The 14,140-nt window shown below is 72.3% G+C and carries 12 protein-coding genes; 9 read left to right on the top strand and 3 right to left on the bottom strand.

The genetic code is table 11. The annotated features are described in order from the left end of the window. Window positions 1-94 precede the first annotated feature (94 nt). Complete coding sequence (locus tag VF746_09195; protein ID HEX8692581.1) at window positions 95-1,141, bottom strand: hypothetical protein; 1,047 nt, start codon at window positions 1,139-1,141, stop codon at window positions 95-97. Window positions 1,142-1,631: 490 nt separating this feature from the next. On the opposite strand from VF746_09195, the gene VF746_09190 reads away from it, so the two are divergent. Continuing rightward, window positions 1,632-3,728, top strand: a complete 2,097-nt coding sequence (locus tag VF746_09190; GenBank protein ID HEX8692580.1) for an AAA family ATPase — start codon at window positions 1,632-1,634, stop codon at window positions 3,726-3,728. Between the two features lie 260 nt (window positions 3,729-3,988). Then, a complete protein-coding gene (locus tag VF746_09185; protein ID HEX8692579.1) occupies window positions 3,989-4,675 on the top strand; it encodes a hypothetical protein in 687 nt (228 codons plus the stop codon). Window positions 4,676-4,763: 88 nt separating this feature from the next. On the opposite strand, the gene VF746_09180 is transcribed toward VF746_09185, so the two are convergent. Next, window positions 4,764-5,342, bottom strand: coding sequence for an RDD family protein (locus tag VF746_09180; protein HEX8692578.1), 579 nt, complete (start codon window positions 5,340-5,342; stop codon window positions 4,764-4,766). A gap of 534 nt (window positions 5,343-5,876) precedes the next feature. Between VF746_09180 and VF746_09175 the strand changes: the two genes are divergently transcribed. Then, window positions 5,877-6,377 carry a hypothetical protein gene (locus VF746_09175; protein ID HEX8692577.1) on the top strand — a complete coding sequence of 167 codons (501 nt, stop codon included), beginning with the start codon at window positions 5,877-5,879 and terminating at the stop codon, window positions 6,375-6,377. A 314-nt stretch (window positions 6,378-6,691) separates the two neighbouring features. Here the strand turns inward: VF746_09175 and VF746_09170 are convergent, their stop codons facing one another. Continuing rightward, complete coding sequence (locus tag VF746_09170; protein HEX8692576.1) at window positions 6,692-7,543, bottom strand: patatin-like phospholipase family protein; 852 nt, start codon at window positions 7,541-7,543, stop codon at window positions 6,692-6,694. Between the two features lie 299 nt (window positions 7,544-7,842). On the opposite strand from VF746_09170, the gene sufC reads away from it, so the two are divergent. From sufC to VF746_09140, 6 genes are all read left to right on the top strand, one after another. Next, a complete protein-coding gene (gene sufC / locus VF746_09165; protein HEX8692575.1) occupies window positions 7,843-8,607 on the top strand; it encodes a Fe-S cluster assembly ATPase SufC in 765 nt (254 codons plus the stop codon). Window positions 8,608-8,722: 115 nt separating this feature from the next. Continuing rightward, window positions 8,723-10,132 (top strand): Fe-S cluster assembly protein SufB, encoded by a 1,410-nt coding sequence (gene sufB, locus VF746_09160; GenBank protein HEX8692574.1) that lies wholly within the window; start codon window positions 8,723-8,725, stop codon window positions 10,130-10,132. A 104-nt stretch (window positions 10,133-10,236) separates the two neighbouring features. Continuing rightward, the gene (sufD, locus tag VF746_09155) at window positions 10,237-11,592 is read left to right on the top strand and encodes a Fe-S cluster assembly protein SufD (GenBank protein ID HEX8692573.1); all 1,356 of its coding nucleotides are present in this window, start codon (window positions 10,237-10,239) and stop codon (window positions 11,590-11,592) included. A gap of 10 nt (window positions 11,593-11,602) precedes the next feature. Beyond that, window positions 11,603-11,917, top strand: a complete 315-nt coding sequence (locus VF746_09150) for a non-heme iron oxygenase ferredoxin subunit (protein HEX8692572.1) — start codon at window positions 11,603-11,605, stop codon at window positions 11,915-11,917. A 166-nt stretch (window positions 11,918-12,083) separates the two neighbouring features. Next, a complete protein-coding gene (locus VF746_09145; GenBank protein HEX8692571.1) occupies window positions 12,084-13,343 on the top strand; it encodes a cysteine desulfurase in 1,260 nt (419 codons plus the stop codon). A 96-nt stretch (window positions 13,344-13,439) separates the two neighbouring features. After that, on the top strand, window positions 13,440-13,889 hold the full coding sequence (locus tag VF746_09140) for an SUF system NifU family Fe-S cluster assembly protein (protein HEX8692570.1): 450 nt from the start codon (window positions 13,440-13,442) through the stop codon (window positions 13,887-13,889). Window positions 13,890-14,140: the final 251 nt, after the last annotated feature.

Raw genomic sequence — 14,140 nt, 5'->3', positions numbered from 1 at the left:
GATGCCGAGGATCGCCCGACCCGCGGGCGGCCTCTCGAAGCGTCGACGCCAAGCGCCCCGGGCCGCGGTCGCCCAGGGCGCTTCGTCGTTCCGGTCAGCGCAGCGACGCCCGGGCCGGAGGGGGCGGCGCGGGCGGCGGGGCGGGAACCGCACGGCCGACGGCGTCGAGCAGCTCGTCCATGAAGGCGCGGAGCGCCGCGGTGCGCTCGGGGGTGCCGGGGAAGGTGCTGCGCACCTTCAGCATGTAGCCGGGATAGGCGGCGAGGTAGATGTGCGAGTCGAGCACCTGATTGTTCAGCACTTGGCTGCGGACGGCCCAGGTCTGGTGCCGGCCGGCCACCCAGCGGTCGGCGGAGTCGGGGCGGAGGACCTCGGTCTCGCGCAGGTTCAGGATGCTCTGCTCCCCGTGCCGCGCCCGCGTGAGCGCGGGGAGCGCCAGCATGAAGTCGGCGAGCTCCTTCAGCACCTGCGCTTCGCCGCACGACGGGGTGCAGCGCGCGAAGGCGGGCGGGCCGGGGTAGACGTAGACGTCGGCGTCCACGCGGTCGGGGCCGCGGTAGCGGAGCTGCGTGCCGAGCGACGGGTCCGGGTACTCGTGCGCCCCCGCCAGCGCCAGGGCGCCCAGCTGCGGCGGCATGTCCAGGCGCAGCCGCACCAGCCGCCGGTCCGGGCCGGCGCGCCGCACGAGCGCCGTCAGCAGCTCCAGCGCCGACATCCGCTCGGTCATGCTCTCGGCGCTGGTGGGGAGGCGCGCGTCTTCGGGCCTCAGATCGCAGAGCGTGCGTGCGGCGAGCGTCACCTCGCTGGAGTCGCCCCGGGGCCGGATCTCGCCCGAGACCTGCACGCCCGGGTGCTGCTCGCGGTGCCACGGCGCGGTCTCCATCCCCCGGGGCCAGGTGTGCCGCGGCGCGGCCGCCCACGTCCCGGCACCGCGCGGGGGCTCGGGCACGCGGTACTCCTGGTCGCGCAGCGCCCGCGCGACCAGCTCGGCCGCGCGCTCGGGCGGCCCCGGCAGGGTGAGCGCGATCCGCATCGGCACCGTGTCCGCCGGCGCGACGGAGCAGCCCTCCTGCGCGCCGAGCGGGAATGTCGCGAGGATTGTCAGCATCGGCGCGAGCATGGCCGCGTGGCGGGTGTTCATCGGCTTCTCCGTGGGCGGGGTGATGGGCGTGGCGCCGGTCCGCTGCCCCGGCGGACGCGTGGAAGGCCGCGATGGATGAACGTCTCCGCCCCACGCATTTTGACAGGCGGGTGTGGCGTTCTCCGCGGGCCGATAGGGTGGTGCACGGATCGCCCGCGTGAGGGATGCGCGCCCGGAGGGCCGGGACGCCGCCGCCACAGGGGGTATCGTGGCGGCGGTGGCCCGGCGCGGTTGGGCACAGTCGTATCGTGCCCTACCGCGCGCGCAGCCCGGCCCCCTTCAGGGGGACACGCCCAAACACGCAGTGAAATTGAATTCGCAGTTCCTCGTCGCGCAAATCCACCCGCCGTCACGAGGCGTACCTGTACGTCCGGAGCGCCGGGGCTCCGCCCTGCTACGCTCGCACGTCTCAGTTGCGCTTCGCGCGGGCGGACAGCATCATCCGTGGTCGGCAGGCTCCTCCATGCCTCCCGCAGGAGCAACCCCCCAGATGTCCTCGCGACTGGCGGACCGGCTGAGCGCGCTGCGGCGCCGGCGGTTCGTGGGGCGGGAAGACGAGCGGACCCTCTTCCGCGCCGCCCTCTCGGCCCCCCAGCCCCCCTTCAACGTGCTGCACGTGTGCGGCCCCGGCGGCGTGGGGAAGACCACGCTGCTGCGCGAGTTCCTGGCCGCGTGCGAGCAGGAGCGCATCCCCGCCTGGTACCTGGACGCGCGCAACGTGGAGCCCGCCCCCGACGCCTTCCTGGGCGCGCTGGGGCAGGCGATGGGCGCCCCCGCCGAGGTGCCGCCCGTGGACGCCGTGGCCGCGCGGCCGGGGAAGCAGGTGATCCTGGTCGACACCTACGAGCTGCTGCGCCCGCTGGACCAGTGGCTGCGCGAGGAGCTCCTCCCGCAGCTCCCCGAGCAGGTGATCACCGTCTTCGCCGGGCGCGAGGCCCCGGCGCCGGCGTGGCGCACCGAGTGGCAGTCGCTGGTGCGCACGGTGAACCTGCGCAACCTGGGCCCGGGCGAGGTGCGCGCGTACCTGGAGCGGCGCGAGGTGCCGCCCGAGCAGCACCAGGCGGTGCTCGACTTCACCCACGGGCACCCGCTGGCGCTGACCCTGGTGGCCGACGTGCTGGAGCAGCGCCCCGGGCAGGCGTTCCAGCCCGGCGAGGCGCCCGACGTGATCCGCGTCCTCCTCGAGCGCTTCGTGCAGAAGGTGCCGAGCCCCGAGCACCGCACCGCGCTGGAGGCGTGCGCGCTGCTCAAGGCGGTGGCCGAGCCGCTCCTGGCCGAGGTGCTGGGCGTGGACGACGCGCACGAGCACTTCGAGTGGCTGCGCTCGCTCTCGTTCGTGGACTCGGGGCCGCTGGGGCTCTTCCCGCACGACCTGGCGCGCGACGCCCTCTCGGCCGACCTGCGCTGGCGCAACCCCGAGCGCTTCGCCGAGCTGCACGCCCGGGCGCGCGCCTACTACGCCCGCCGCCTGGCCGAGACGCGCGGCGGCGAGCAGCAGCGGGTGCTGGCCGACTACATGTACCTCCACCGCGACAACCCCGTCGTCAAGCCGTTCATCGACTGGGCCGAGACGGGCACCACGGTGCCGTACCCCCCGCGGCGCGAGGACTGGGCGGCGCTCGGCGAGATGGTGGCGCGCCACGAGGGCGAGGAGTCGGCGCGGCTGGCGGAGCACTGGTTCGCCCGCCAGCCCGAGGGGGTGCTGGTGTTCCGCGGCACGCACCAGGAGGCGGCGGGCTTCATGAGCATGCTGCGGCTGGAGGAGGTGACGGACGAGGACGCGGCGCCCGACCCCGCCGTCCGCGCGGCGCTCGGCCACCTGCGCCGGGCGGCGCCGCTGCGCCGCGGCGAGCGGGCCACCTACTTCCGCTTCTGGATGGCGGCCGACGGGTACCAGTCGGTCTCCGCCATCCAGAGCCTGGTGTTCCTGAAGGCCGCGCAGCACTACCTGACCACGCCGGGGCTGGCCTATTCCTTCTTCCCCCTGGCCGACGCGGAGTTCTGGACGCCGTTCTTCGCCTACGTGGACCTCTTCACCGTCCCCGGCGGCGACTTCGAGGTGGGCGGGCGCCGCTACACCGTCTTCTGCCACGACTGGCGCGCCGTGCCGCCGATGATCTGGCTGGACATCCTGGCGAAGCGCGAGACCGGCCTGGCGCCGCCCGAGGGCGAGGCCGCGCCGGCCGCGCCCTCGCCCCGGGAGCGCGTGGCGGTGCTGGGCGAGCGCGAGTTCGCCGACGCGGTGCACGAGGCGCTCAAGTGCTACGCGAAGCCGCGCGAGCTGCGCTCCAGCCCGCTGCTGCGCTCGCGGATCGTGGTGGAGCGCGCGGGCGCGGAGTCGTCCGAGGCCGAGCGGGTGGGCGCGCTGCAGGCGCTCCTGCGCGAGGCCGCCGAGCCGCTGCGCGAGGCGCCGAAGCTCCGGAAGTTCTACGACGCGCTGCACCACGCCTGCTTCGAGCCCGCCCCCAGCCAGGAGCGCGCCGCCCAGCGCCTGTACATCTCCTTCAGCTCCTTCCGCCGCCACCTGAAGGAGGGCGTGGACCACGTCGCCGACGCCCTCTGGCGCCGCGAGGTCGGCGGCGCCTGATCTTCCCTCCCGACGCACTTCCGACGAAAAGCCTCACACGGAGTCAACGGAGTCAACGGAGTCAACGGAGTCAACGGAGTCAGCAGAGAACCCCCGTAGTTCTCCGTTAACTCCGTTTCCTCCGTGTGAGACGTTCAGTTATGGATCTTGATCCCGAACGACCCTAAGCGAGTTGGTAGAAGAGGCTTCCCGGACACCGGATCTTCCGATTACCATCTCTCGTACGTCGGTGACGGCGATCCCTTTTCCGGAGGCGAGCCATGGACGCGCCCCACCCCACCCCGCCGCCGGGCGGCGAGACGGCGCCGCGGGCGACCCCCGCGCCGTCCGAGGCCGAGCAGACGCTCGTCCGCGCCGCCTGCCGGCTCCCCGAGGCCGACCGCCGGGCGCTTGCCGCATGGGCCGAGGCGCTGATCAGCATCCGCCGGACGGAGGCGTCCGCGCTGCGCAAGGCGATCCTGGCCGTGCGGCTGGAGGAGACGGGGCGCGTCCTGGCGCCGATGGTCCGCGTCACCGGGCGGCTGCTGTACGACCTGGCCTGGCGGGACCGCACCTGGGCCGCGCGGCTGGGGATCGGCGCCGCGGGGCTCGCGGCGGCGGCGGTCGGCGGGCAGGGGGCGGGGATCGCGGCGCTCGGCGGGGCGGTGGGCGTGCCGCTCTGGGTGGTGCTGGGCGCGGGCGGCACCTTCGCCGGCACGCTGGTGGACGAGCTGCGCCGCTCGCTGGAGCGGGGCGGGGCGGACTGCGGGGCGCGGGAGATCGACGGGCCCGTGGTCGACGCCGAGTACCGCATCGTCCCCGGCAGCGACGACATGCCGCTGGTGGAGGTGCTCCCCGAGGGCGACGAGCCGGCGCCGCCGCGCGAGCCGCTCTGGCGGGTGTTCCGCCGCGCCTACCGCGAGGCCCGCGCCCGCCAGCGCGCGCTGGGCGGGGAGGAGGTCGGGTAGGACAGGGGCGATGCGGAAAGAAGAGCGGGGCCGCTCCCGGCGTGGGCGCGGCCCCGCTGCGCTTCCGCAGACCGTCTTCGGAGAGCGATCAGAGGGCGATGGCCGGCTGGCCCTGGAAGACCACCTGCGTGCCGGCGAGCTGGTCGCCCAGGCGCTGCTGGTTGTTCGCGATCAGGTAGATCTCGTACACGAAGAGCCCGAGCTGCGCCAGGCTGGCCGCGAACCCGACGAACGCCCCCAGGATCGGGACGAAGCCCAGCGCGCCGCCCGCAAAGCCGACGGCGAGGGGCAGGTTGCGCTTGATCGACTCGGTGGCCGTGATCGGGCCGCCGCTGCTGGTCACCACGGCCAGCCCCAGCACCTTCTTGCCCGGCGAGCGGCCCTGCAGCGCGACGTCGCGCAGGAGGATGACGGCGGCGGCGGCCGCTGCACCCACCGAGACGATCAGGCTGCTCACGAATCCCGAGGCGAACGCCGCGATGATCCCGACGAAGACGAAGGCGCCGTATGCCACGCCTGCGATCACGCAGTCGATGAACAGCGCGATCCCGCGCTTCACCAGGTCGGGCTGGCCGGTGACGGGAGCGGGCACGTACTGTACGGGGGAAGGTCCGCCGGGCTGCTGCGCGCCGGGGTTAGCCTGCGTGCGAGGGGTCTCCTGGTCCATGAGGTACCTCCTGCGGGTAGGGAGAAGTGGCGGGAGCCACCCGCCGCGTCCGGCGGACGCCGGAGGGCCGGCCCGCCACGGGAACGCTGGGGATCGCGGGGCCGCGCGCGGAGGCGAGCCGGGCCCACGGGGGAGTGCGGTGCGCGAGAGCACCGGCGGCGGCGCGCGGCCAGGCGGGAGCGCCCGGGTCGAGACCCGGCGCGGGGCGGAGACCGTTGTCCTCGGGAGAGGGGGACGTCCGCAGCGCTTCCAAGGGCGCGCCTCTGCGGTGCTGGGGCGGCGGAAGCCGGACGGCGCCGCCGGCCCCGTTCACGCGGGGATACTGGATGGTAAACGTAGTTTTCGGCAGTGTCAAGCCGCGACGCGCCACGGACTTAGCCGTAGAGCGGCCGAAGCGGGGAATTGGCGCCGTCGGGCCCGTCCCTTCCGGGTGCGCCGGGGCGGCCCGAACGCCGGGCTTGCGGCCCCACTCCGCCGCGCGCCATCATCCAGCGCCGACCGAAGTTTCTTGCGCTCCCGCCACCCCGATCCTCCATGGACATCGACCGTCCCAAGCTCATCGGCCTCGCCGTGCTGGCGGCGCTCGTGGTCTTCCTCCTCGGCTTCCTCCCGCAGTGGTCGCGCGCCAACCGGCGGGGCGAGGAGCTGCGCGACACACGGCACGAGCTGCGCATGGCGCGGTTGGAGGGGCGCCTGGGCGCCGCGCTCACCGAGAGCCTGCGCAGCAACTACGAGCGCTCCCGCCAACTCATGGCCGACTTCTTCGGCGAGCTGCAGGGGAGCGTGGGCGAGGTGGAGGACGCGAGTCGGCGCCAGGCGCTCCAGGGCGTCCTCGCGCAGCGCGACGAGATCATCACCCTGCTCTCCCGCGCCCAGCCCGAGAGCACCCAGCGCCTGATGCTCCTCTACACGGCCTACCACGCGGCGATGAACCCGGCCGACCGCCCGGCGATCACCCCGCCGGCCCCGCCGCCCGCGCCCACGCCGGCCCCCGCCCCGGCGCCGCCCGCCAAGAACCCGCCGGGGAAGCGCTAGGCCCCGGCCCGGCCGATCCAGCGGTAAAAGAACTGGATCACGCAGAGCAGCAGAGCCAGCAGAGAACAACGCTTTCCTCTGCCGACTCTGCTCTGCGTGAGACATTCCGGAGTTGAACACGGCGTGGCGGCAGGCGTCTGCGCGAATCGCCAGCCACCAGCACCGGCCGGGTAGATCCCTCGGGTCGCTACCGCGCCCCTCGGGATGACATCATCGTGGGAAACGACGGCCCATCGAAGGGCGAATACGAGACGCCGCCCGACGAGACTCCCGCCGGGCGGCGCTTCGCACTTCGCACTTCGCACTTCGCACTTTCAGGCTGCCTCCGCCGCGCTCCGGAGCGCCTCGCGGGCGGCGCGGTAGCCCTCCTCCAGGAAGAACTGTGTGCGGTCGAAGTCCCACCCGCCCAGGTGGCCGATGCGGGGGCGGATGTAGACCACCGGCGGGCCCTCGTCCAGGCGCTCCAGGCAGCGGTTGCGCTGCTCGTTCAGGTTCAGCGTGAGCACCCGGTCGTGGATGGCGATCATCCCCCGCTCGAAGTACCCGTCGTCGGGCGGCACCATCTCCGAGCCCACGTCCACGGCCACGATCCGCTCCGCCCCCCATTCCGCGGCCGCCCGCACCGGGAGCACGTCCAGCACGCCGCCGTCCACCAGCACGTCGCCACCCAGGCGCGCGGGGGGGAAGTAGATGGGGATGGCGCAGCTCGCGTAGACCGCGTCCACCGGCGGCACGTCGTCGCGGGCGCCGGTGCCGAACCACACCTCCTTGCCGGAGACCAGCGAGACCGCGTTCACCCGCACCGGCAGGCGCGCCTCGGCGAAGCTCTTCAGCGGCAGGGTCCGGCGGATCCACTCGCGGTAATGGTCGCCGTCGAAGACCGCCTCCTCGCGCACCCCGCCCATCCACACCGCGCGCCGGTTGATGGAGACGATGTCGTCCTTGGTGAGGGCGCGCGCCACCTTGGCCAACTCGCGCCACCCCGAGCCGCCGGCCAGCGACGCGCCGATCAGGGCGCCGATGCTGCACCCCATCACGGCGTCCACGCGCACGCCGGCCTCCTCCAGCGCCTTCCAGACGCCGATGTGCGCCACGCCCTTCATTCCCCCGCCCCCCAGCACCAGCACCGTGCCGCGGGGCTCGGAGGCTGCCCGGATGCGGTCCATCGCCATTACGCCCCCATCGGTTCGGACTGCCGTCCACGTGCCGTGTAAACGCATGTACCGAGCCAGCTTGCGTGCGCTCTCCCCCGCACGCTTCTTGCGACCCCGCCGCCGCGCGCCGGCCGTGCTTGACGTACGCTCCCACGGCCAGTAGGTTGCCGGTTGATATGGAGAATCATTCTTGAAAAGTCCCTTCCGGGGGAGCGGAAGCGCTCCGCCGGGGTAGAAACGGGGCTCCACCACGCACGAACCCAGCGCGGCCGGCCCGGAGCCGGCCCGAGACGAAGACGGAGAGACAGTCGATGGCCGAACCGCTGCTCAAGATCACCGACCTCCACGCGGAGATCGCCGAAGAGGGGACGGAGATCCTGAAGGGAGTGGACCTGGAGCTGAACGAGGGGGAGATCCACGCCATCATGGGGCCGAACGGCTCCGGGAAGAGCACGCTGTCGAAGGTGGTCTCGGGACACCCGGCCTACGAGGTGACCGACGGCGACATCCTCTTCCGGGGCGAGAGCGTGCTGGACATGGAGCCCGACGAGCGCGCCCGCGCGGGGATCTTCCTGGCGTTCCAGTACCCGGTGGAGATCCCGGGCGTGTCGGTCGCCAACTTCATGCGCACGGCGCTGTCGGCCAAACGCGGCGAAGAGGTCGACGTGTTCGACTTCCAGGAGGAGCTCGAGGCGCGGATGGAGATGCTGGACATGGACCCGGCGTTCGCGCTCCGCTCGGTGAACGAGGGCTTCTCGGGCGGCGAGAAGAAGCGCAACGAGATCCTGCAGCTCGCCATGCTCGAGCCGGTGCTGGCGGTGATGGACGAGACCGACTCGGGGCTCGACATCGACGCCCTGAAGATCGTAACCGCGGGGATCAACAAGATCAAGGCCGAACGGCCCGAAATGGCCGTCCTGCTGATCACGCACTACCAGCGGATGCTCAACTACATCGTCCCCGACCGGGTGCACGTGATGGTGGACGGGCGCATCATCCGCTCCGGCGGCGCCGACCTGGCGCTGGAGCTGGAGGAGCGCGGGTACGACTGGCTGCGGGAGACGGCGGAGGTATAGTCCTGAGTGCTTAGTCCTTAGTGTCTTAGTACCTTCAGTCAAGCACCAAGGACTAACCCACTAAGGACTAAGCACTACCGGCTCCGCCCTACGAGGATTCAAAGGAGAAGGCACCATGCCTTACAACCCGGACGTCGCCGAGCTCGGCCTCGACCAGTACAAGTACGGCTTCCGCGACGAGGAAGACTACGTCTTCAAGAGCCGCAAGGGGCTCGACGAGGAGATCGTGCGGCAGATCTCCGAGCACAAGGGCGAGCCGCAGTGGATGCTCGACCTGCGGCTGAAGGCGCTCAAGCACGCGCAGAAGCGCCCGTGGCCCACCTGGGGCGGCGACATCTCGGGGCTCGACTTCGACGAGATCTACTTCTACATCCGCCCCTCGGAGCGGGTGGGCCGCACCTGGGACGAGGTCCCCGAGACCATCAAGAACACCTTCGAGCGCCTGGGCATCCCCGAGCAGGAGCGGCGCATCCTGGCCGGCGCGGGGGCGCAGTACGAGAGCGAGGTGGTCTACCACTCGCTGCGCAAGGAGTGGGAGGAGCAGGGCGTCATCTTCAAGGGGATGGACGACGGGCTCAAGGAGCACGAGGACCTGGTCCGCCAGCACTTCGGCACGGTGGTCCCCTTCCGCGACAACCTGTTCGCGGCGGTGAACACGGCCGTGTGGTCGGGCGGCTCCTTCGTCTACGTGCCCAAGGGGGTCAAGCTCGACATGCCGCTGCAGGCGTACTTCCGCATCAACGCGGAGAGCATGGGGCAGTTCGAGCGCACGCTGATCATCGTGGAGGAGGGCGCCCAGGTGCAGTACATCGAGGGGTGCACCGCTCCCTCGTACTCCAAGGACTCGTTCCACTCCGGCGTCATCGAGATCATCGTCAAGGACGGCGGCCGGATGCGCTACACCACCATCCAGAACTGGTCGCACAACGTCTACAACCTGGTCACCCAGCGCGCGGTGGTCGGGAAGGACGCCACCATGGAGTGGGTGGACGGCAACCTGGGGTCGAAGTTGACCATGAAGTACCCCTCGTGCTACCTGAACGGCGAGGGCGCGCGCGGCGAGGTGCTCTCGATCGCGTACGCCGGCCCGGGGCAGCACCAGGACGCGGGCGGGAAGGTGATCCACAACGCGCCGCACACCTCGTCGCGCATCGTCAGCAAGTCGATCTCGCGGGGCTCGGGGCGCAGCTCGTACCGGGGGCTGCTGCAGGTGAACCCGGGGGCCAAGTTCGCCAAGAGCAACGTGGAGTGCGACGCGCTGCTGCTGGACGAGGAGGCGCGCACCGACACCTACCCGTACATCGAGATCCAGGACGAGCACGCGCAGATCGGCCACGAGGCCACGGTCAGCAAGATCGGAGACGAGCAGCTCTTCTACCTGATGAGCCGCGGCCTCTCCGAGGACGAGGCGGCCACCATGGTGGTGCGCGGCTTCATCGAGCCGATCGCCAAGGAGCTGCCGCTGGAGTACGCGGTGGAGCTGAACCGCCTGATCGAGCTGGAGATGGAAGGCAGCGTAGGGTGAACGGCAGTGCCCGGTGCCCAGTCCCAAGTGCCCAGTAACACATCGCGGTTCCTGGGCACTGGGCACTAGGCACTGGGCACTTTCTCGATTCGGAACGAAAGACCGTGAGCGATACGACGACTGCGGCCGCGCCGGCGACGGGGGTCTTCACCCGCGACCAGGTGGAGATCCTGGCCACGCGCAAGGTGGAGGCGGACTGGCTGCGCGAGGCGCGCCTGGCCGCGCACGACGCCTTCGCCGCCGCGCCGATGCCCGCGAGGAGCGACGAGGACTGGCGCTACTCCTGGCAGAAGCTGGGGAAGGCGCTGCGCTTCGATGCCTATTCGTTCGCCGAGGAGCGGGCGCCGGTCGACTCCGGCGACGCGCTCCCCGCCGGGCTCGCCGCGCTGATCCGGGACGCGGGCGAGGCCTCGGCGCGGCTGGCGCAGGTGGACGCGTCGGTGGTCTGGCGCGAGGTGCCGGAGGAGCTGGCGGCGCAGGGCGTCGTCTTCACCTCGCTGGAGAGCGCGGCGCGCGAGCGCCCCGAGCTGGTGCGGCGCTTCCTGGGGACGGCGCTCACCCCCGACGCCGGGAAGTTCGCCGCCATGGCCGAGGCGTACTGGACGGGCGGCGTCTTCGTGTACGTGCCCAGGGACGTGCGCGTGGAGCTGCCGCTCCGCGCCTGGCGCTGGATCGGCGAGGGGGGCAGCGCCGTGTTCGGGCGCACGCTGGTGGTGGCCGAGAGCGGCGCGCAGGTCTCCTTCGTCGACGAGCTGGCCTCGGACGACTTCGGGCGCGGGGCGCTGCACGTCTCCGGCGCCGAGATCTTCGCCGACGAGGGCGCGCAGGTGACCTACGTGGCCGTGCAGCGCTTCGGCCGCGGCGTGGTGCACCTGCAGACCGACCGGCTCCAGGCGGGGCGCGACGCCCGGATCACCACGCTGTACACCACGCTGGGCGGCGACTTCTCGCGCGCCGACGTGCGCTGCGCGCTCCGGCAGCCGGGCTCGCACGTGGACATGCTGGGGCTCTACATCGCCCACGGCGACCAGCACTTCGACCACGAGACGCTGCAGGACCACGTGGCCCCGCACGCCTCCAGCAACCTGCTCTTCAAGGGCGCGCTGGACGACGAGGCGCGCTCGGTGTTCAGGGGGCTCATCCGCGTGCACCCGAAGGCGCAGCGCACCGACGCGTACCAGACCAACCGCAACCTGGTGCTCTCGGCGCAGGCGCGCGCCGACTCGCTCCCCAATCTGGAGATCCAGGCCGACGACGTGCGCTGCTCGCACGCGGCCACGGTGGGGCAGCTGGACGAGGAGGAGGTCTTCTACCTGCGCAGCCGCGGCATCCCCAAGGGCGAGGCGGTGCGGCTGGTGGTGTTCGGCTTCTTCGGCGAGGTGCTGGAGCAGCTCCCGCTGGAGGGGGCGCGCCAGGAGCTGCTCAGCGCCGTCGAGCGGAAGCTGGCGCGCCAGGGCTAGCGGCGCTCGGGTGGCGTTCGTGCGCGTGGCCCGGCTCGCGGAGCTTCCGGAGGGCGGGGCGCTGGGAGTGGAGGCGGCGGGGCGGCGCATCGCGGTGGCGCGCGTGGACGGCCAGGTGTACGCCTTCGCCGACAACTGCAGCCACCGCGACTTCCCCCTCTCGCTCGGCGAGGTGGACGCCGCCTCGTGCACCGTCACCTGCGAGTGGCACGGCGCCGCCTTCGACCTGCGCACCGGCGAGCCCCTCTGCCCCCCGGCCACGCGCTCGGTCCCCGTCTACCCGGCCAGGGTGATCGGCCCCGACGTGTGGGTGGACCTGCCGTGAAGGATCGGCAAGGCCGGGTGCACGCCGGGAGCCCGGTGCGCGCACCGTCCCCCGCGTCCGAGCCGAAGCCGGCAGTCCGCGCAGGCGGACTTCGTGTCGTCGTTGCAGCGAATTCATTCGCCCCGGCCAATCCCGCCACGGCGGGGCGATTCGCGAAAGAGGTTGCATGAGCGTCTCGACCCTTCCCGCCGCCGCCACCCCGCTCGACGTGGAGCGCATCCGCGCCGACTTCCCGATCCTCGACCAGGAGGTGAACGGGAAGCGGCTGGTCTATCTCGACAACGCCGCCTCCACGCAGAAGCCGCGTCAGGTGATCGAGGCCGTCGACCGCTTCTACCGGCGCGACAACGCCAACGTCCACCGCGGCGTGCACGAGCTGTCGCACCGCGCCACCGAGGCGTACGAACAGGCGCGCGGCAAGGTGGCCCGCCTCATGGGCATCGCCGACGAGGGCGAGCTGGTGTGGACGCGGGGGACCACCGAGGCGCTGAACCTCATCGCCTACTCCTGGGGGCTGGAGAACGTCCGCGCGGGCGACGAGATCCTCCTCTCCGTGCTGGAGCACCACTCAAACCTGGTCCCCTGGCAGATCCTGGCCCAGCGCACGGGCGCCAGGCTGCGCTTCCTGGACATCGACGGGCAGGGGCGCCTGGACCTGGCGCAGGTGGACGACCTGCTGACCGAGCGCACGAAGCTGGTCTCCGTCTCCCACGTCTCCAACGCGCTGGGGACGGTGAACCCCGTCTCCGAGATCGCCGCGCGGGCGCACGCCGCGGGGGCGCTCATGGTGGTCGACGGGGCCCAGTCCGCGCCGCACCTGCCGGTGGACGTGCCCAGCCTGGGAGCCGACTTCTACGCGTTCAGCGGCCACAAGATGTGCGGGCCCACGGGAATCGGCGGGCTGTGGGGGCGGCGCGCGCTGCTGGAGGCGATGCCGCCCTTCCACGGCGGCGGCGACATGATCGACGTGGTGGAGCTGGAGCGCTCCACCTACGCGCCCCTGCCGATGAAGTTCGAGGCGGGCACCCCGCACATCGCGGGCGCCGTGGGCCTGGGCGCGGCGGCCGACTACCTGGGCGCCGTCGGCCGCGACGCCGTCATGGCGCACGAGCGGCACCTGATGGCGTACGCCCTGGAGCGCCTGGCCGAGGTGCCGGACCTGGCCGTGCACGGCCCGCGCGACGTCGCCGAGCGCTCCGGGGTGGTGAGCTTCTCGCTGGCCGACGTGCACCCGCACGACATCGCCACCATCCTGGACCAGGAGGGGGTGGCGGTGCGCGCCGGCCACCACTGCTGCCAGCCGCTGATGCGCCGCATGTGCCTGCCGGCCACCGCGCGCGCCTCGTTCTACCTCTACACCGGCGCCGACGACGTCGACCGCCTGGTGGAGGGGCTGCACCGGGCGCGCGCCCTCTTCGGCTACTGACCCGGGCGCGGCGTCCGGGGACTGGCGCCGGACTCCCGGGCGGTGCCATTCTGAGGGAGGTCCCGCGCCGACCCTCGCCCGCGACGTGAGCACCGCATGAGCCTCCCGCTCGAAGCGCTGTACCAGGAAGTGATCCTCAAGCACTACCGCCACGCGCCGCGCCGGGGCGACCTGGACGCGCCCGACGCGGTGGTCACCATGCGCAACCCCACCTGCGGCGACGACATCGTCCTGCAGCTCCGGGTGAAGGACGGGGTGATCGAGGACGCGCGCTTCCAGGGCCAGGGGTGCGCCATCTCGCAGGCCTCGGCGTCGATGATGACGCAGATGATCGTGGGGAAGAGCTTCGGCGAGGCGGAGCCGCTCCTGGCCCGCTTCCGCGACATGATCCACGGCGACGCCGACGCCGCGCGCGACAGGGTGCTGGGCGACCTGCGCGCCCTCTCCGGCGTCGCCAAGCTCCCGCGCCGCGTCAAGTGCGCCATGCTCCCCTGGGACGCGCTGGAGGAGGCGCGGAAGCAGGTCTCCCCCGCCCCGGAGCCGTAGGACCGGCCGCCGCTTCCGGAAGCGGCGCCCGCGCGGTTATCTTCCGTCTCCCTTCGGCGGTTCCGCACGACCTCTCGCCACCCCCGCAGCCGCTCCGCAGTTCAGGAGACTTCGATGCACGCCAACACGAACACCCGCAGGTGGATCCTGGGCCTCGGCGCGGCCGCGGCGATGGGGATGCTCGGCCTGCTGACCCTGCTCATGATCGGCGCCTTCAACACCGGCTTCGCGGGGCTGGTGGTGGGGATGGT

It is taken from the genome of Longimicrobium sp. (genome assembly GCA_036389795.1).
In the GTDB taxonomy this organism is placed as follows: domain Bacteria; phylum Gemmatimonadota; class Gemmatimonadetes; order Longimicrobiales; family Longimicrobiaceae; genus Longimicrobium.
This window is presented reverse-complemented; position numbering and strand designations above follow the sequence as displayed.